Annotated in this window: 18 protein-coding genes; 13 read left to right on the top strand and 5 right to left on the bottom strand. The window is 61.3% G+C overall.

Annotated elements, in window-relative coordinates; all coding sequences use genetic code 11:
• Positions 1 to 42: 42 nt before the first annotated feature.
• The 6 genes from H4I99_RS03275 (at position 43) to rplI (ending at position 4,976) form a co-directional block, all read left to right on the top strand.
• A complete protein-coding gene (locus H4I99_RS03275; RefSeq protein WP_163904533.1) occupies positions 43 to 1,086 on the top strand; it encodes an aldo/keto reductase in 1,044 nt (347 codons plus the stop codon).
• Between the two features lie 240 nt (positions 1,087 to 1,326).
• Positions 1,327 to 2,223, top strand: coding sequence for a calcium-binding protein (locus tag H4I99_RS03270; RefSeq protein WP_163904532.1), 897 nt, complete (start codon positions 1,327 to 1,329; stop codon positions 2,221 to 2,223).
• Positions 2,224 to 2,514: 291 nt separating this feature from the next.
• Positions 2,515 to 2,940, top strand: coding sequence for a 30S ribosomal protein S6 (gene rpsF / locus H4I99_RS03265; protein WP_099057307.1), 426 nt, complete (start codon positions 2,515 to 2,517; stop codon positions 2,938 to 2,940).
• Positions 2,941 to 2,952: 12 nt separating this feature from the next.
• The gene (gene rpsR / locus H4I99_RS03260; protein ID WP_099057306.1) at positions 2,953 to 3,201 is read left to right on the top strand and encodes a 30S ribosomal protein S18; all 249 of its coding nucleotides are present in this window, start codon (positions 2,953 to 2,955) and stop codon (positions 3,199 to 3,201) included.
• A 200-nt stretch (positions 3,202 to 3,401) separates the two neighbouring features.
• Positions 3,402 to 4,376, top strand: a complete 975-nt coding sequence (locus H4I99_RS03255; protein ID WP_163904531.1) for a DUF2232 domain-containing protein — start codon at positions 3,402 to 3,404, stop codon at positions 4,374 to 4,376.
• 24 nt (positions 4,377 to 4,400) lie between these two features.
• Complete coding sequence (gene rplI / locus H4I99_RS03250) at positions 4,401 to 4,976, top strand: 50S ribosomal protein L9 (RefSeq protein WP_163904530.1); 576 nt, start codon at positions 4,401 to 4,403, stop codon at positions 4,974 to 4,976.
• 82 nt (positions 4,977 to 5,058) lie between these two features.
• Here the strand turns inward: rplI and H4I99_RS03245 are convergent, their stop codons facing one another.
• Genes H4I99_RS03245 through H4I99_RS03235 form a run of 3 tightly spaced genes read right to left on the bottom strand, consistent with a single transcriptional unit; the run spans position 5,059 to position 8,333 of the window.
• Entirely contained in the window at positions 5,059 to 6,126 is a 1,068-nt protein-coding gene (locus tag H4I99_RS03245; protein ID WP_163904527.1) for an HlyD family secretion protein, read from the bottom strand.
• A 7-nt stretch (positions 6,127 to 6,133) separates the two neighbouring features.
• On the bottom strand, positions 6,134 to 7,867 hold the full coding sequence (locus H4I99_RS03240; RefSeq protein ID WP_246225582.1) for an MFS transporter: 1,734 nt from the start codon (positions 7,865 to 7,867) through the stop codon (positions 6,134 to 6,136).
• Positions 7,860 to 8,333, bottom strand: coding sequence for a MarR family winged helix-turn-helix transcriptional regulator (locus tag H4I99_RS03235; RefSeq protein ID WP_163904524.1), 474 nt, complete (start codon positions 8,331 to 8,333; stop codon positions 7,860 to 7,862). The genes H4I99_RS03240 and H4I99_RS03235 overlap by 8 nt, the downstream gene beginning before the upstream one ends.
• Positions 8,334 to 8,669: 336 nt before the next feature.
• Between H4I99_RS03235 and H4I99_RS03230 the strand changes: the two genes are divergently transcribed.
• On the top strand, positions 8,670 to 10,166 hold the full coding sequence (locus H4I99_RS03230) for a replicative DNA helicase (protein ID WP_163904522.1): 1,497 nt from the start codon (positions 8,670 to 8,672) through the stop codon (positions 10,164 to 10,166).
• Positions 10,167 to 10,274: 108 nt separating this feature from the next.
• On the opposite strand, the gene H4I99_RS03225 is transcribed toward H4I99_RS03230, so the two are convergent.
• A complete protein-coding gene (locus H4I99_RS03225) occupies positions 10,275 to 10,676 on the bottom strand; it encodes a rhodanese-like domain-containing protein (protein ID WP_163904520.1) in 402 nt (133 codons plus the stop codon).
• Between the two features lie 86 nt (positions 10,677 to 10,762).
• Here H4I99_RS03225 and ftrA point away from each other — a divergent pair, with 86 nt between their 5' ends.
• A complete protein-coding gene (gene ftrA / locus H4I99_RS03220) occupies positions 10,763 to 11,770 on the top strand; it encodes a transcriptional regulator FtrA (protein ID WP_163904518.1) in 1,008 nt (335 codons plus the stop codon).
• Positions 11,771 to 11,796: 26 nt separating this feature from the next.
• On the opposite strand, the gene H4I99_RS03215 is transcribed toward ftrA, so the two are convergent.
• Positions 11,797 to 12,654, bottom strand: a complete 858-nt coding sequence (locus H4I99_RS03215; RefSeq protein ID WP_163906220.1) for an AraC family transcriptional regulator — start codon at positions 12,652 to 12,654, stop codon at positions 11,797 to 11,799.
• 89 nt (positions 12,655 to 12,743) lie between these two features.
• Between H4I99_RS03215 and alr the strand changes: the two genes are divergently transcribed.
• The 5 genes from alr (at position 12,744) to H4I99_RS03190 (ending at position 18,490) form a co-directional block, all read left to right on the top strand.
• Complete coding sequence (alr, locus tag H4I99_RS03210; protein WP_163904516.1) at positions 12,744 to 13,907, top strand: alanine racemase; 1,164 nt, start codon at positions 12,744 to 12,746, stop codon at positions 13,905 to 13,907.
• 98 nt (positions 13,908 to 14,005) lie between these two features.
• On the top strand, positions 14,006 to 15,412 hold the full coding sequence (gene radA, locus H4I99_RS03205) for a DNA repair protein RadA (protein ID WP_163904514.1): 1,407 nt from the start codon (positions 14,006 to 14,008) through the stop codon (positions 15,410 to 15,412).
• A gap of 90 nt (positions 15,413 to 15,502) precedes the next feature.
• Positions 15,503 to 16,105, top strand: coding sequence for a CvpA family protein (locus H4I99_RS03200; RefSeq protein WP_163904512.1), 603 nt, complete (start codon positions 15,503 to 15,505; stop codon positions 16,103 to 16,105).
• 126 nt (positions 16,106 to 16,231) lie between these two features.
• On the top strand, positions 16,232 to 17,722 hold the full coding sequence (purF, locus tag H4I99_RS03195; RefSeq protein ID WP_163904510.1) for an amidophosphoribosyltransferase: 1,491 nt from the start codon (positions 16,232 to 16,234) through the stop codon (positions 17,720 to 17,722).
• Positions 17,723 to 17,749: 27 nt separating this feature from the next.
• Entirely contained in the window at positions 17,750 to 18,490 is a 741-nt protein-coding gene (locus tag H4I99_RS03190) for an SDR family NAD(P)-dependent oxidoreductase (RefSeq protein ID WP_163904508.1), read from the top strand.
• Positions 18,491 to 18,506 lie beyond the last annotated feature (16 nt).

Raw genomic sequence — 18,506 nt, 5'->3', positions numbered from 1 at the left:
CCTCACCCCTCCTCCCGCCTCCTATCGTCCGAGATCATTTTCATGAAGTACAATCAACTGGGCCGCACCGGCATTTCCGTTTCCGAAATCTGCCTGGGCACGATGACCTGGGGCTCGCAGAACAGCGAAGCCGAAGCCTTCGCGCAGATGGACTACGCGCTCGACCACGGCGTCAATTTCTTCGACACCGCCGAACTTTACCCCACCACCCCATTGTCTCCCGAGACATATACGCTAACCGAAACCTATATCGGCGACTGGATCGAAAAGAGCGGCAAGCGCAAGGACGTAATCCTTGCCACCAAGATCGCCGGAGCCGGTCGCCCCTGGATCCGCGAAGGACGGCCGATCAACGGCATCACGATCCGCGAAGCCGTCGACGCCAGCCTCAAGCGCCTCAAGACCGATTACATCGACCTCTACCAGATCCATTGGCCCAATCGCGGGCACTTTCATTTCCGTCAGGCATGGAACTACAACCCCTTCAATCAGGATCGCGAACATACGATCGCCGACATGCTCGAGAAGCTGGAAGCGCTGGATGACTGCGTCAAGGCCGGCAAGATCCGCGCTGTCGGACTCTCGAACGAGACGACCTGGGGCACCCAGAAATACCTGTCACTTGCGGCCGAAAGAGGCCTGCCGCGTGTCGCAACCGTGCAAAACGAATACAATCTCCTCTATCGTCACTTCGATCTCGACATGGCTGAGCTCTCCCGCCATGAAGATGTAGGCCTGCTCGCCTATTCGCCGCTCGCCGCAGGGCTCCTCACCGGCAAATATCTCGGCGGCCAGAAGCCGGCCGGATCCCGCGGCGCGATCAATGGCGACCTCGGTGGGCGGCTGCAGCCGTTGCAAGAACCAGCCGTTCGCGCTTACGTCGACATCGCCCAGAAGCACGGCCTCGATCCGGCACAGATGGCGCTCGCCTTCTGCCTCACCCGCCCGTTCATGGCCTCAGTCATCATCGGCGCGACGAGCATGGAGCAGTTGAAGGCCGATATCGGCGCAGCCGACGTCACGCTCTCCGACGAGATCCTCAAGGAAATTGCCAAGGTCCACCGCCAGTATCCGGCGCCGATCTGACACTGTCGCTGCAACCTGAACAGAGCAAAGAAACGCCACACGGAAGCGGTCCCGACGGGCCGCTCCCGTCGCAATGATATTGGAGTATTTACCTTTCGCTTACCGCCTCCCACGGATCGACTGGCCGGGCGTGATACTTGCGATTAAGTTTAGTTTAAAGCATCGTTCGACATGATGGCGAACACGACATGCCTTACTTTGCGGTCAGCGGAGAAGGCCATGTGAACACAAGGTCCGGACGTGAGCGCCATCAACGCCTTCTATCGTAATTTGAATGTCAGCCAGTATGTCACGCAGTTGTTCACCGCGAACACGCCGCTGACGCCTGGCAAGAACTCGTCCTCACGCGATTGGCAGAACGACGGCGACGGCGGCTATGTCCGAAACGAAGTGGCCGAACGCGCCATGGCGCGGATTATCGAGATCGTCTCGCTTGGCAAGGATACCGGTGGGGCTGAAACCAGCACCACCGTCAGCGAAAGCTTCGGCCATATCACCGGGGCAACCGGGACTTCAGATGCGGACACGCTGACGATGGATACCCGCAGCGTCTACGGAATCGACATGGGCGCTGGCGACGATGTCATCACCGCGAGATCCGACCGGGTTGCGAACATTTCCGGCGGCGCCGGAAATGACACCTTCAATATCTCCACGGATGTCGCCAATGGAATCCATGGCGACGACGGCGACGACACCATCAACATCTCAGGCAAGCTTGTGCTCGACGTCGATGGCGGCAGTGGCGACGACATTATAAAGGTGGCGGCCGACACCATTCGCGGCGTGACCGGCGGGGCCGGCAACGACACCATGACGCTCGAGGGCAACCGCATCTACGCTTCCGGCGGCGCTGGCGACGATACGGTGACGATCACCCAGACCGGCCGTAATGCGGTTGCCGAATACGGCTTTGCCAAGGGCGACGGCTCCGACACAATCACCAGCAACGGCGCCCTGTCGATCCGGTTTTCCGGCCTGATGGACAAGGACGTCGCAATCTCCGTCAGCGGCAATACGCTGACCGCGAAGGTTGCCGGCTCGGACGACCAGATCAGCCTGACGCTGACAAATGGCGACGCCTCGAACTTCAGCTGGACGCTCGACAACAGTAACTATGTCTTGAAGGTCGGCTGAAACAAACCAGACATCGTCGCCATCAAAATACGCTGATGGCCTTGCCTTCCCGGCAAAAATGCGTATAAGCGCGCTGTTCACAACACCCGGTCTCATGGCTGGTGGCTGAACGGAGGGTAGGCTTTCGCAAGATCGCCGCAGGAATCCAAGGGGTTCCGGCCTCCCGTGTCTCCGCTCTCGACCGTCTCGATCAAACGCTTTTCTTGCCTTGGGGATACCCAATCAGGAGCAGTCGTTGAGGCTTAGCGCCGGATCCCGGGTGATGACAACCGCAAGAAAGGCAAGCTTACCATGGCTCTTTACGAACATGTATTCCTTGCCCGGCAGGATATGTCCGCTCAGCAGGTTGACGCCCTCGTAGAACAGTACAAGGGTGTCATCGAAGCTAACGGCGGCAAGGTCGGGCGCATCGAAAACTGGGGCCTCAAGTCCCTGACGTACCGCATCAAGAAGAACCGCAAGGCTCACTACGCCCTCATGGACATCGATGCTCCGGCACCGGCTATCCACGAGATGGAGCGTCAGATGCGCATCAACGAAGACGTACTTCGTTACATGACCATCGCTGTCGAAGCCCATGAAGAAGGCCCGTCGGCAATGATGCAGAAGCGCGACCGTGACGACCGTCCGCGCCGCGAAGGCGACGATCGTGGCCCGCGCCGCGAAGGTGGCTTCGGCGACCGTGGCCCGCGCCGTCCGCGCGAAGACCGTGCATAAGGAGATATGACAATGGCTGACGCTTCTTCCTCCCCGGCACGCCGCCCGTTCCACCGCCGTCGCAAGACGTGCCCCTTCTCCGGCGCAAACGCTCCGAAGATCGACTACAAGGACGTTCGTCTGCTGCAGCGCTACATTTCCGAGCGCGGCAAGATCGTTCCGTCCCGTATCACGGCTGTTTCCCAGAAGAAGCAGCGCGAACTCGCTCAGGCGATCAAGCGCGCCCGCTTCCTCGGCCTGCTGCCGTACGTCGTAGCCTAATACGATTTGCTACCCTCCGGTCCCGCACCGGAGGGTAGTTTCTCCCTTCCGCGTTGGGCGCGGATCGGAACCCATGCCGAAGACATCGGACTTCAAGCGAAGTCTGAAACGTCTTCAGGTTAAATCCCATGTTGGGGCACGGAACTCAGGATCTGAGTCCGGTTTTTCCCCTAACTGCTTGATGTAGCAGGACAGCGAACGTGAAACAGGTGAATGGACAATTGCTGCTGACCGGCATCATTGCCGGTATGACCGCCGCCCTGCTGCTACTGGGCGCGAATGCGCAGCCGTCCCTTTCCGCCGTTCTCTATGCCGCATCAGCACTGCCTATCCTGATTGTCGGGCTGGGCTGGGGCAATATTGCAGCCATCGTCGCGATCGCAGTGGCAGCCTTCGTCGGCGCCGTCGCCGTATCACCGATGTTCGCATTGTTCATGGCAGTGCTGACGCTGCTGCCAGCCGGTTGGCTCGCCCATCTTTCAAACCTCGCCCGTCCGGCTTCCGAAATCGGTGGTCCGGCAAACCTGACGGCGTGGTATCCGCTCTCGGATATCCTGCTGCATTTATGCGGCCTCGTTTCTCTGGCTGTGATCTTTCTCGGCATCATGATCGGTTACGGCCCGGAGCTCACCGATCAGTTCGTCGATATGGTCGCGTCTTCCATGAACGAGCAAAATCCGGCCATGGCGATGGATCCCGCAGCCCTGGAACAATCCAAACGGTTCTTCGTGCTTACGATCCCTGTCGTTCAGGGCGGCACCTGGGTGATGATGCTGTTCGCCGCCCACTATATCGCGACCCGTATCGCCTCCGCTTCCAGCCGGGCGCTTCGTCCGCGCGAAGACATTCCGTCGGCACTCCGGATGAACCGCAACGCGCTGTTTGTCTTTCTCGCCGGTATCCTCGCCTGCTTTGCGGGTGGCACCCCTGCCCTGATCGGTGCGACGGTATGCGGCGCCTTCGGTGCGGGTTTTCTGCTCAGCGGGTTTGCATCGCTGCATCTTCGTACCCGTGGCAAGGACTGGCGCGTACCGGCACTGATCCTAGCCTATCTTTCGACGCTGATGGTCCTTCCGGCCTTCATCGTCCTCGTTTTCGGTCTTGTCGATACGCGGCGGACCGTAGCACTTACGCCGACCGCCTCAGGCACAGGCTCCGACAATTCCAATTCGTAAACTCAAACTGAAAGGAACAATGCAATGGAAGTCATTCTTCTCGAACGCATCGCCAAGCTCGGCCAGATGGGTGAAACCGTAAAGGTCCGCGACGGCTTTGCACGTAACTACCTGCTGCCGCTCGGCAAGGCACTTCGCGCCAATGCAGCCAACAAGACCCGTTTCGAAGCTGAGCGCGCAACGCTCGAAGCTCGTAATCTCGAGCGCAAATCGGAAGCCCAGAAGGTTGCCGAAGTTCTCGACGGCAAGTCCTTCATCATGGTTCGCGCCGCTGGCGAAACCGGTCAGCTCTATGGCTCGGTTGCTGCCCGCGACATCGTCGATGCCCTGGCTGCCGAAGGCTTCAACATCGGCCGCAACCAGGTCGAGCTCAACCACCCGATCAAGACCATCGGCCTGCACAAGGTAACCATGCACCTGCATGCCGAAGTCGAAATCGCCGTTGAAATCAACGTTGCACGTTCTGCCGAAGAAGCTGAACGCCAGTCCAAGGGCGAAAGCCTCACCTCCGCCGACGCCATCTACGGCGTTGACGAAGATGCGCTCCGTCCGGAAGACTTCTTCGATCCGGATGCAGATCGCGACGGCGACGAAGAATAAGCAATTCGCCCTTCAGGGCATTGCGAAACGCCCGGTCCTCACGGACCGGGCGTTTTCTTTTGAGCGGCAGGGAAGGAAAGGCTCAGAGGCTGCCGGTCATGGTGTCATCAGGGGAAAACGACTTGTCGACCTTTACGACCACCGACATGCCCGGCGAAAGATGCGCCCTCTCCTCCTGACCAGGATCGACCTTGATACGGGTTGCAACGCGCTGGGCGATCTTGGTGAAGTTGCCCGTCGCATTGTCGGTCTTGATGACGCTGAACTCTGAACCGGTTGCCGGCGAGAAGCGCTCGATATGCCCATGCAGAACGGTGCCGCCGAGCGCATCGACTGCAAAAACCACGGGCTGACCGGGCTTCAGACCATTGATCTGGGTCTCCTTGAAATTAGCGACGACCCATACATCATTCGGCACGAGCGTGGTCAACTGGGTTCCGGCAGTCACATACTGGCCAAGCCGGACACCGACTTCACCGACCCTGCCGTCGCGCGGAGCAACAATGCGGGTGTTGGCGAGATCGATCTCGGCAAGCTTCACTGTCGCTTCGGCGTTCGCTACGGAGGCTTCCAGCGAATCGCGTGTACCAAGAATGGTCGCGACCTTCTGGCGGGCGACCTCGATTGCGGCCTCAGCCTTGGCCACGCCGGCCCTGGCCTGCGCCAGCGCATAGCGGTCGCTATCCCTTGCGCTTTCGGCCACCACGCCCTTGCCGACAAGCCGCTGACTGCGGTCCCAATTGGCCTCGGCGTTGGCAAGTGCGGCCTGCGTGCTCTTAAGCTCCGCCTCCGCCGAACCGACCGAGGCGCGGGCCGACATCTCGTCCTGATAGGAGTTGGCAAGCGTTGCCTTCTGCATGGCAAGGCTCGCCTTCGCCTGCTCGAGCTTCTGTGTGTAGATCCGGTCATCGATCCTGACCAGCAGGTCGCCCGTCTTCACTTCCTGGAAGTCCTGGACGGCAACCTCGGCGACATCGCCACTGAGCTGCGGCGCGAGCACTGTCACGTAACCGCGGACATAGGCATTGTCGGTGGTTTCGACCAAGGTCCTGAAGGGCGGAAGATGCCACGAATAAAGCGAGAGGGCGACGCCGGACGCACCGACGAAGAGAGCAGCGACTGCAAGGGGGGAACGCAGGATGTTTGTCATGACTGGCTCATTGGGCAACGGCTGGCCGGCGTACGGCGTCCGTGATGTGTTTCTTGGCAAGATTGAAGGAGAGATGGCCGATCAGCGCGATGAGTGCCGCGACAGCAACCACAGAGATCAGGAAGAAGGTATCGTTGTATGCGAGAACGTAGGATTCACGGCTTATCGTCTGGTAGACCGCGGAGATCCCCTGGGAATGGGCGGCAAGCTTGTCGGTGACCACTCGTCCGTAGGCCGTCGCATAGGTCTGCACCCGCGCGGCGACTATAGGGTCGGTGAGCACGAAGTTTTCCAGAAGCGCCTGCAGGTGAACGCGCTGGCGGATCTGCATGAAGGTGCCGAACACCGCCGAGCCGATGAGGCCGCCGATCGACTGCGTGAAAAGGAAGATCACGAGGAAGGTCAGAACGTATTGCGGCCCCTTGACCAGAGCCGTACCGAACCCCTTGGCCATGGCCGTCGGCAGGAACATTGCCGCACCGGCAGCAACCAGGGCCTGGCTTAGATACATCTGCTCCGGACGTGTCAGGCTCGTCGCATGGGAATCCATGAAGGCGCCCAAGGCCATCAGCACGAGAGCGAAGACGTGCGAACCGGCAATCCAGTTCTTCTTGAGGAAGAAACAGCAGCTCCAGGCGCCCGTAAGCCCCGATACGATCATGATGACGTATAGGCGCGGCATCAGATCGTTGGTCAGACCGAGATTGGTGAAGAAATTGACGGCAACGCTGCTCTGTTCAGAAGCAATGACGCGGAAGACCAGCAGCACGAGACCGAGGTGGATGTTGTCGCGGGTCAGAAGCCAGCGCACATCGACCAGCGGTTTTTCGCGCTGGAGCTCGATCAGCACGTGCGCAGTCAGCGCAGCGCAGGCAACGGCTAGCAGAATGCCGATCCACGGCGCCTCGAACCACCAGTAGAGACGGCCGACGGCGAGCGTTACTGCAATACACCCGAATCCAATTCCCAGCAGCGGATAGCTCAAGAAATCGAGCTTCTCGATGACCTTCGCGTGGGGAAGCGGTGTCAGCGGCAGCAGGTAGATGATCGGAAAGGCCATAAGTGCCATGGCGAGTTCGAAGGTATAGAGCCCCTGCCAGCCGCCGAAGTTGATGAGATGTGGAGAAACGAGCTGCGCCAGCGGCGCGGAGATCGAGGTGTTGGCCAGCGCAAGCGGCAGGCCATAGGCAAACTTCCTCTCCCTCGGAAACGGCTCCAGCATATAAAAGAATGCGAGCGAGGACAGAGGCGCAGCCGCCATGCCGCTGATGAAGCGTACGACGATGCCCGAATTCAGGTCATTTACCGCGAGGTTCAGCAAAGAAGCCAACACGAAGACGGCGATGCTGATCTCGGCGAAGCGGCGCAGGCCGAAGTGATTGCGAATACGAACCAGCGCCAGCGACATGCTGGCATAAGGCGCCATGTATGCCGCTGTCAGCCATATGGCTTCGTTGACGGTGACATGAAGCGAGCCCTGCAACTGGTAGAGGTTCACCGAAGCGAAGTTCATGTTCAGGCCCTGCAGCAGGGCGAGCAGCGTGGAGGAAAGGACGTAGGCCAAGGCTCGCGTCTTCGACATGACGAAAAACGGCGTGGGTGCCGGCGCTTCGGCTGGAGGCTGCGCAGTGACAGGCGCGGTCGTTCTGGCGGCATCTGCCGCCTGCGGCGCATCCATAGTGACAGCGCGCATGGCAGAAGCAGACGCTGGCTCGTCGGAAAGGCTTGCGACGCTACTCACTTTCGCCTCCTGCGCTGGCGCCCATTGCCAGCAACCGGGCGAAGAGGTGATGCACCACGGTTTGCGCCACCTTGAGTTCATCATCGTTCAGGCCGACGGTCAGCTCGGAACGGAACTCGTCGGCAAAGAGGTTCATTTCGTCGGCCAGCCGCTCGCCGTCCGGCGTCATGTATATCTGCTTGACCCGGCGGTCCCCTTCCATCGCGCGACGCTCGACAAGGCCGCTCTCCGCCATGGAATCGAGGAGGCGGACAAGGGTTGGCGTCTCGATATCGAGTTCGGCGGCAAGCTCGCTCTGAGTCATGCCCTGGCACACGGAAAGCGCAAACAGCACCCTAGCCCGAGGAAGGGTCAGCCCTTTTTGCCGGACGGCAATATCGAACTGCACCCTCAGCTTGCGGCTGAAGGCTGCCATTTCATGGATCAGCAGGCGCTGGATCCCGGAGCGGTTTAATTGATCGTTCATAATATCATTAGCACCCTAATTATTGTCATACTACATAACTTTAAACCTGACATTTCTCAAGAGTGGAGCCGTGAAATTTCTGCATGGCAGATCTCTTTGCGCGTTATATTTGCCTCCATGTCGTGCTGATTCGCGTCCCGGGCGACGCAAGCGGAATCGGTCATTCGCGAGCCGAATTCCTGTCGCCTGTGGATAAGAGGGACAACCTCCCCGACAGCGCCCGTTCGGCGCTTTGCGCCCGCGTGTTGCCGTGATGTCGTTGACTCTTGGACGAGCACTCGACAAACCGGTTTTTTTGTTGATCGACGTTTCGAAGAGAAAAGACGGTAGCCCGCAATGAACGACACTGCGCGCAAGATTGCTCCCATAAAGCCGGCCGAGCCGCTCTATCGGGAAGCTCCCAACAACATCGAGGCCGAGCAGGCGCTGCTCGGCGCCATCCTCGTCAACAACGACGCCTATTATCGCGTTTCGGACTTTCTGAAAGCGGAGCATCTTTACGAGCCCTTGCACCGCAAGATCTTCGAGGTCGCCTCGGAGATCATTCGTATGGGTAAGACGGCCAACCCCGTCACCATCAAGACCTTCCTGCCATCGGATGAAAAGGTCGGCGACCTGACCGTGGCGCAGTATCTCGCTCGCCTCGCGTCCGAAGCCGTCACCATCATCAACGCCGAGGATTACGGCCGCGCGATCTACGATCTTGCGCTTCGCCGCTCGCTGATCACCATCGGTGAAGACGTCGTCAACATCGCTTATGATGCGCCGCTCGACATGCCGCCGCAGGCGCAGATCGAGGATACGGAACGGCGGCTCTTCGCGCTCGCCGAGAACGGCCGCTACGACGGCGGCTTCCAGTCGTTCAACGACGCCGTGGCTCTCGCCGTCGACATGGCGGGTGCCGCCTTCGAACGCGACGGAAACCTCTCGGGCATCTCCACCGGCATCATGTCGCTCGACGGCAAGATGGGTGGTCTTCAGCGCTCCGACTTGATCATTCTCGCCGGACGTCCGGGCATGGGTAAGACCTCGCTCGCGACCAACATCGCCTGGAACATCGCAGCCGCCTATGAGCCCGAAGTCATGCCCGACGGCAACTTCAAGGCCAAGAACGGCGGCGTCGTGGGCTTCTACTCGCTCGAAATGTCCTCCGAACAGCTCGCCACCCGTATCATGTCGGAGCAGACGGAAGTCTCCTCCTCCAAGATCCGCCGAGGCGATATCACCGAGCATGAGTTCGAAAAGCTGGTCGGCTTCTCGCAGACGATGCAGAAGGTGCCGCTCTTCATCGACCAGACCGGCGGTATCTCGATTGCGCAGCTTGCAGCGCGTGCGCGCCGCCTGAAGCGTCAGCGCGGGCTCGATTGCCTGGTGGTCGACTACGTTCAGCTGATGACCGGCACCGGCAAATCCGGCGAGAATCGCGTTCAGGAAATCACTGCCATCACCACGGGCCTGAAGGCGCTGGGCAAGGAACTGAACGTTCCGATCATCGCGCTCTCACAGCTCTCCCGTCAGGTGGAAAGCCGCGACGACAAGCGCCCGCAACTCTCCGACCTTCGTGAATCCGGCTCGATCGAACAGGACGCCGATGTGGTGCTCTTCGTGTTCCGCGAAGAGTACTATGTGAAGAACATGGAACCGCGCGACCCCGCCGACCCGAAATATGCCGAGTGGGAAGCCAACATGGAAAAGGTCAAAGGCACGGCGGACGTCATCATCGCCAAGCAGCGTCACGGACCGACCGGCACCGTGAAACTCGCCTTCCAGGCGGAGTTCACCCGCTTTGCCGACCTCGCCGAACCGAGCTTCACCCAGTACGAAGAGCCCTGAGGCGGGGCTGAGCGGCAACCTCTTCTCCCCCCGCCCTTCCCGGCAAGATCGACACTCAGTAAAGAGGCGCCAACAGGCGCCTCTCTCTGTTTTGAGACCGAAACAGCATCAAGCCTCCGCAGCGCTTGCCAGCTCGAACCCCTCGTCGAGCCAGCCAGTTATGCCGCCTGCCATGATCTTCACGGGACGTCCGAGTTCAGCGAGCCGCAATGCGCCACGGGCGGCACCGTTGCAGTGGGGGCCAGCGCAATAGGTCACGAAGATCGTATCGTCAGGCCATTGCGACATGCGATGGGCGGTGATCTTGCCATGCGGCAGGCTGATCGCACCGGCAACATGCCCCTTCGCATAAAGTGCCGGACCGCGAACGTCGAGCAGCACGAAATCCGCTCCTTTCGCAATGCTGTCATGGACATCCCAGCAATCGGTTTCAAAGGAAAACTCGGCAGCGAAGTGCTCTCGGGCGGTGTCGCTCGGCGCGGGTTTTACGGCGGTTACGGCGGTGGTCATCGGTATGGTCTCCCTTTCGATGCGGCAAACATCGAACAGAAGCCCGCCGTTGCAAACTGGCGAGATTGACAATAAGCGTAAAGATCATGACAAACCCTGCGCAAATAACCGCTCCCCTCGGCGGCCCTCTCGTCGTTGCCCTCGTCTATGACGGGTTGTGCACCTTCGAGTTCGGCATCGTAACCGAAATCTTCGGCCTCAGTCGCCCGGAGATGGGACCGGGCTGGTACCGCTTTTCCAGTTGCGCCGTGGATGAAGGCCCGATGCGCGCCCATGGCGGATTGGTGGTAACGGCGGATGCGGGGCCGGAACTGCTGGAAGAAGCCGATATCATTGTCGTGCCGGGCTGGCGGGGTATCGACAGCGCCGTTTCGGACGGGCTGTGCGAACGGCTTCGCGCCTCCCATGCGCGCGGCGCACGCCTTGTGTCGCTCTGCTCCGGCGCCTTCGTTCTCGCCGCAACGGGCTTGCTGGACAATGGCGTGGCGACAACCCACTGGCGTTATGCGGATGCGCTACGGACCCGATATCCCGCATTGACTGTCGACGAAGCTTCGCTCTACCGGTCCCATGACGGCATCTTCACGGCGGCGGGGAGCGCTGCCGGCATCGATCTGCTGATCGAGATCGTCAGGCGCGACTTCGGTGCAGTCGCGGCAAATTCGGTTGCCCGCCGGCTCGTCATGCCGGCTCATCGGACGGGTGGGCAGGCGCAGTTTCTGGAACGACCGGTCGCCCGGCGCGAAGGCAGCGAAATCGCTCCCCTGCTCGATACGATCAGGGCATCGCTCATCCGCGATTGGACGATCGATGACATGGCGAAAGAGTGCCGCATGAGCAGCCGGACATTTCTTCGCCGCTTTACCGAGGCGACCGGCGCGACACCCGGCGACTGGATCATCGCCGAACGGGTTGCCGCCGCAAGACAGCTTCTCTGCCAGGGGGCGGCGCGCACGGAGGACATCGCATGCGCCGTCGGCTTCGGCTCGGCCCACACGCTCCGCCACCATTTCAGGAGAAAGCTCGGCCTCAGTCCGACCGAATATCGCGCCCGTTTCATCGAGGAGAACAGCCAGAAGCCAGAAGCCGCCTGACCGCTCACCGAAACACTTTCGGCGCGTCAGGCCACACGGAACTGGCCGGGAGTGACGCCGATGCGGGATTTGAAATGCCGGCTGAAGTGGGCCTGATCGGCAAAGCCGCAATCAAAGGCGACCTCGGCTATGGGACGGCCGAGCCTGAGCAGCATGCGCGCCTGACGGACGCGGACATCCGTCAGGAAAGCATGAGGTGTGATGTGAAACTCCTTGCGGAAAGCCCGGATCAGATGCGCCCTCGATAGCCCGGCAACCTCGGCCACCTCTTCCAGCCCGATATCGGAAGCGAAATTCTCGATGAGATAATCGCGGGCGCGCGATATCGCGCTCCGTTCACGCGTGTCGATCATGGTAATGCTGTGGCCGCCGTAGCGGGCGAAGATCGTGGCCAGCATTCGGAACATCCCCTCCTCCGCCTCCAGTGCGCCGGATTTTTCCTCCAGCCCCCGGTGAGCCTCGTTGAAGGCCTGCGCCAGTTCCCCGTCAAACGGCAATTCCCGGGAGAAGGCCGGCGTAGTGTGGCAGGCCCTGCCCGTCACGTCTTCCAACACCTCGCGAAACAGCGCCTCGTCCGGATAGATCATACGGTAGCGATAGCCGCTATGTCCCGGCACGCCATCGTGAACGACTTCCGGGTTGATGAGATACAGGTGGCCGGGGCCGGTCTCTTCCCTGCTGCCCCTGATACGGGCAATCTGGCTACCGGCCTCGATGGCACCGATCGAGAAGGTCTCGTGGGAATGCGGCGCGTATTCGTGGGTCTGGAAGGTGGCGGTCAGGCATTCCATGTCGCCAAATCGCTCGTCGCGCCAGAAGCGCGTCGCCTCGACCATCGTCAGCGGCATGTCGTTGACGGCTTGTGCCTGAGAGATATTGTGCATCGCCAAATATTAGCGCCTTCGGCCGTTCCAGTCTTGAATAAAAGTGATAGGGTCCCGCCACCCCCTCAACAGACATGCATTTTTCAAAAATGACCGACGCCTTTGACCTTTCCGAAGCCTCCGACGAATTTCTTGCCGCGCCCGCGCGCCTGACCATCGACCTTACTGCCGTTGCCAACAACTGGCGCGACATGGCGAAGAGATCCGGCAAGGCGCGCGCCGCCGCCGTGGTCAAGGCTGACGCTTACGGGCTCGGCATCGAGGATGTCGGCCGCACCCTGTATCACGCCGGCGCGCGTGATTTCTTCGTGGCCGTACCGGCGGAAGGCGCCACGCTCCGGGCCTATGCTCCGGAAGCCCGGATCTTCGTGCTGTCCGGCATCTGGCCCGGCGCCGAACACTTCTTCTTCGATTACGATCTCGTGCCGGTTCTCGCATCGGAAGAACAGCTCGCCTTCTGGATGTCCGCCGTGGCGGAGCATGGCGATCACCCCTGCGCGCTGCATGTCGACACGGGCTTCAACCGTCTCGGCCTGTCCATCGAGGAAGCGTTGGCGCTCGCCGACGACGTATCCCGGCCGGCGAGTTTCTCGCCGGTGCTTGTGCTGAGCCACCTCGCCTGCGCGGACGATCCGTCCTCTCCGATGAACCGCCAACAGCTTGAATCATTCCGGCGGGTTAGCGCAGCTTTCGAAGGCATCGATTCAAGCCTTTCAGCTTCTGCTGGAATCTTCCTCGGCCCCGAATACCACTTCGACCTCACCCGTCCCGGCATCGCCATCTATGGCGGCGAGGCGGTCAACGGCGTGCCCAATCCCATGCGCCCGACAATCAAGGCGGAAGCCCGTATCCTGCAGATCCGCGAGGCCAAGGCGGGCGAGAGCGTGAGCTATGGCGCGAGCCTGAAGCTTGCCCGCGACAGCCGCCTTGCCATCGCTTCCGCCGGCTATGCGGACGGCTACCAGCGCTCGGTCTCGGGCAGCGGGGTCGGCCTGCGCCAGACCGGCATTGCCGGAGCCCACGGCTTCATCGCCGGCCACAAGGTCCCGGTTGCCGGACGCGTGACCATGGACCTCACGATCTTCGACGTGACGGACGTTCCAGCCAATGCAATTGCCGCCGGCGATTATATCGAACTCTTCGGCCCCAACATGCCGCTCGACGACGTGGCGCGTGCAGCCGGCACGATCGGTTACGAACTTTTGACCTCCGTTGGCCTGCGCTACGAGCGTCATTATAACGAAACGGAGTGATCACTACCGGGTGACTTGTATCTTTCCGTCGCTTGCCCTAACTGGATAACGAATATTCACTCTTTGTTCTCTTCAAGCAAGACGCGGGAAGCTTCCTGATGGCGAAGGCCAAGACTCAATTTATCTGCCAGAATTGCGGCACCGTTCATAGCCGCTGGGCCGGCAAGTGCGACGGCTGCGGCGAGTGGAACACCATCGTCGAGGAAGATCCGATGGGCGGCATCGGCTCGGGGCCCGGCAAGGCGCCGAAGAAGGGCCGCCCGGTGACGCTCACTTCTCTTTCCGGTGAGATCGAGGAAGCGCCCCGCATTCCGACCGGCATGAGCGAACTCGACCGCGCCACCGGCGGCGGTTTCGTGCGCGGTTCGGCCGTGCTGATCGGCGGCGATCCCGGCATCGGCAAGTCGACGCTTCTCATGCAGGCGGCCGCCGCGCTCTCGCGCAAGGGCCATCGCGTCATCTATGTTTCGGGTGAAGAAGCGGTCGCGCAGGTCAGGCTTCGTGCGCAGCGCCTTGACGCGGCGCAGACGGATGTGCTGCTTGCGGCGGAGACCAATGTCGAGGACATTCTCGCAACGATATCAGAGGGTAAACGCCCGGATCTCGTCATCATCGATTCCATCCAGACCCTGTGGAGCGACACGGCCGAATCGGCTCCCGGCACAGTGACGCAGGTCCGCACGGGCGTGCAGGCGATGATCCGCTTCGCCAAGCAGACGGGCGCAACCATGGTACTCGTCGGCCATGTCACCAAAGACGGCCAGATCGCCGGCCCGCGCGTCGTCGAGCACATGGTCGATGCCGTTCTCTATTTCGAGGGCGACCGCGGTCACCATTATCGCATACTGCGTACGGTGAAGAACCGCTTCGGCCCGACCGATGAAATCGGCGTGTTCGAGATGTCAGACAAGGGGCTGCGCGAAGTCGCCAATCCGTCCGAGCTCTTCCTCGGCGAGCGCAACGAGAAGGCCCCGGGGGCGGCGGTCTTCGCCGGCATGGAAGGCACGCGTCCCGTGCTGGTCGAGGTGCAGGCGCTGGTCGCTCCGACGACGCTCGGCACCCCGCGCCGCGCGGTCGTCGGCTGGGACAGTTCGCGGCTTGCCATGATCCTCGCCGTGCTGGAAGCGCATTGCGGCGTGCGGCTCGGTCAACATGACGTGTACTTGAATATTGCCGGCGGATACCGCATCTCAGAGCCTGCTGCGGATATGGCGATCGCCTCTGCGCTGGTTTCCTCGCTGGCCGGTCTTGCCCTTCCGGCCGATTGCGTCTATTTCGGCGAAGTCAGCCTGTCGGGTGCCGTCAGGCCGGTTGCGCATACGGCTCAGCGACTGAAAGAAGCGGAAAAGCTCGGCTTCTCGACTGCTGTTCTGCCCACGGCCTCGTCCGAACTGCCGAAAGGTGGGGCGGGAAAGTGGAAAGAGGTGGAAAGCCTGCCGGATCTCGTGGCGCGGATCGCCGGTTCCCGGCTGAAGGCCCGCCAGGAGCAGAAGGACGGCGACTGACTGAATGGGGCAGACATGCCTTTGGTGCCGAAGACGGTGATGACGGTGACTTGAAGCAGGCTCGGCCTGCAACTCTTGGAGTTGGTATTTATGCCCATTACGATTTTCGACGGTATTGTCATCGGCGTCGTTCTGTTTTCAGCCGTGCTCGCCATGGTGCGCGGTTTTTCACGCGAAGTGCTCTCGATCGCGAGCTGGGCGGGTGCAGTAGCCGCCGCCTACTATCTCTATCCGATCCTGGTGCCCTACGTTAAGAACTACACCAGCGACGATCGTATCGCGATTGCCGGTTCTGCGGGCGCAATTTTCCTGATCGCGCTGATCGTGATTTCGTTCATCACTACCCGGATTGCCGACTTCATCATCGATAGCCGTATCGGCGCGCTTGACCGAACGCTCGGCTTTCTCTTCGGCGCCGCACGCGGTATTCTGTTGCTGGTCGTCGCGGTCGCCTTTTGGAACTGGCTGGTCGATGTGAAGCACCGGCCCGACTGGGTCAACAATGCCAAGACGAAGCCGTTCCTCGATGGCCTCGTTGGGAAACTTGAAGCAGTATTGCCGGAAGATATCGAGCCGCAGATCCGCGCGCGCATCCTCGGCAAGGAAGAACCTGCGGGCGAGCCGCCGGCAGGGCAGGCTCCGGGCGAACAGGCACCCGCCGAAGACGCTCCGGCCCCCGCTAACAACAACTGATAATGGCGCGGCTATCGGCCGCGCAAGAATTCGCATGACGGAGGCAGCCGGATCGGGACAGACCGGTGCCGCCGTGGTAACGCATTCCAGATTGCAGCTGTCCCGTGCGAGCAAAGGCGAGCTTCGATGATCCAGTCTACCCATTCCGATTTCGCATTCGGTCTCGACGACGACACCCTGCATGAAGAGTGCGGGGTGTTCGGCATTTTGGGACATCCCGACGCGGCGACCCTGACGGCGCTGGGCCTGCACGCCCTGCAGCACCGAGGGCAGGAGGCCGCTGGTATCGTTTCCTTCGACGGCAAGCGCTTCCACCAGGAACGTCATATGGGCCTCGTCGGCGACCACTACACCAATCCGGCAACGCTCGCCCGCCTGCCCGGCAGCATGTCCATCGGCCATACGCGCTACTCCACGACCGGCGAAGTCGCCATGCGCAACGTGCAGCCGCTGTTCGCCGAGCTGGAAGAAGGCGGCATCGCCATCGCCCACAACGGCAACTTCACAAACGGCCTGACGCTGCGCCGCCAGATCATCGCCACCGGCGCCATCTGTCAGTCAACCTCTGACACGGAAGTCGTGCTTCACCTGATCGCCCGCTCACGCCACTCCTCCACATCGGACCGCTTCATCGACGCCATCCGTCAGATGGAAGGCGGCTATTCCATGCTGGCGATGACGCGCACCAAACTCATCGCCGCCCGCGATCCGATCGGCATCCGTCCCCTCGTCATGGGCGAACTCGACGGCAAGCCGATCTTCTGCTCGGAAACCTGTGCGCTGGACATCATCGGCGCCAAGTTCATCCGTGACGTCGAAAACGGCGAAGTCATCATCTGCGAGATACAGCCAGACGGCTCGATTACCGTCGATGCCCGCAAGCCGAGCAAGACCCAGCCGGAGCGCCTCTGCCTGTTCGAATATGTCTACTTCGCCCGGCCGGACTCGGTCGTCGGCGGCCGCAACGTCTACACGACGCGCAAGAACATGGGCATCAACCTCGCCAAGGAATCCCCGGTCGAGGGGGATGTCGTCGTGCCGGTTCCCGATGGCGGCACACCGGCGGCACTCGGCTACGCCCAGCAGAGCGGTATTCCGTTCGAATACGGCATCATCCGCAACCATTATGTGGGTCGCACCTTCATCGAACCGACCCAACAGATCCGCGCCTTCGGCGTGAAGCTGAAGCATTCGGCGAACCGCGCGATGATCGAAGGCAAGCGCGTGGTGCTGGTGGACGACAGCATCGTGCGCGGCACGACCTCGCTCAAGATCGTGCAGATGATCCGCGAAGCCGGTGCAAAGGAAGTGCATCTGCGCGTCGCCTCGCCGATGATCTTCTATCCCGACTTTTACGGCATCGACACGCCGGATGCGGACAAGCTGCTCGCCAACCAGTATGCGGACGTCGCAGCCATGGCGAAATATATCGGCGTCGATTCGCTCGCCTTCCTGTCGATCAACGGCCTCTACCGCGCCGTCGGCGGCGAGGATCGCAATGCGGCCCGGCCGCAGTTCACCGATCATTATTTCACCGGCGACTATCCGACGCGCCTTCTCGACAAGAACGGCGAAGCGATGGGCAACAAGCTCTCGATGCTCGCCAGCAACGGCTGAACGCCAGAGACAAGAGACAGGCATATCATGACAGTTGACCTGAAGGGCCGTATCGCGCTCGTCACCGGCGCCTCGCGCGGCATCGGCTACTTTACCGCGCTCGAACTGGCAAAAGCCGGTGCGCATGTCATCGCCTGCGCGCGCACCGTCGGCGGGCTGGAAGAACTCGACGACGCAATCAAGAAGGCCGGCGGATCGGCCACGCTCGCGCCCTTCGATCTCGCTGACATGAACGCAATCGATGCACTCGGTGGTTCGATCCATGAACGTTGGGGCAAGCTCGACATTCTCATCGCCAATGCCGGCGTGCTCGGCGTCATCTCGCCAGTCGATCACATCGAGGCCAAGGTGTTCGAAAAGGTGATGAACATCAACGTTACTGCGACATGGCGGCTGATCCGGTCGGTCGCTCCGCTGATCAGCAAGTCCGATGCCGGCCGCGCGCTGATCCTGTCTTCCGGTGCGGCCCATAAGTGCCGCCCGTTCTGGGGCGCCTATTCGGCATCGAAGGCCGCCGTCGAGGCGCTTGCCCGCACCTGGGCGGCCGAGACCCAGCGGTTGCCGCTGCGCATCCTCTCGATCGACCCCGGCGCAACCCGCACTGCGATGCGTGCCCAGGCCGTTCCAGGCGAAGATCCGGAAACCCTGCCGCATCCCTCCGAGGTCGCAGCGAAGCTCCTGCCGCTTTGCGGACCGGATCAGACGGAAACCGGCAAGCTTTTTGTCGTCCGCGAGAACAGGATCGTCGACTACCGCCTGCCGGACTGAGCCACAGCTTGCCCGG

The organism is Paenirhizobium daejeonense, assembly GCF_014280875.1.
Classification (GTDB): domain Bacteria; phylum Pseudomonadota; class Alphaproteobacteria; order Rhizobiales; family Rhizobiaceae; genus Allorhizobium; species Allorhizobium daejeonense.
This window is presented reverse-complemented; position numbering and strand designations above follow the sequence as displayed.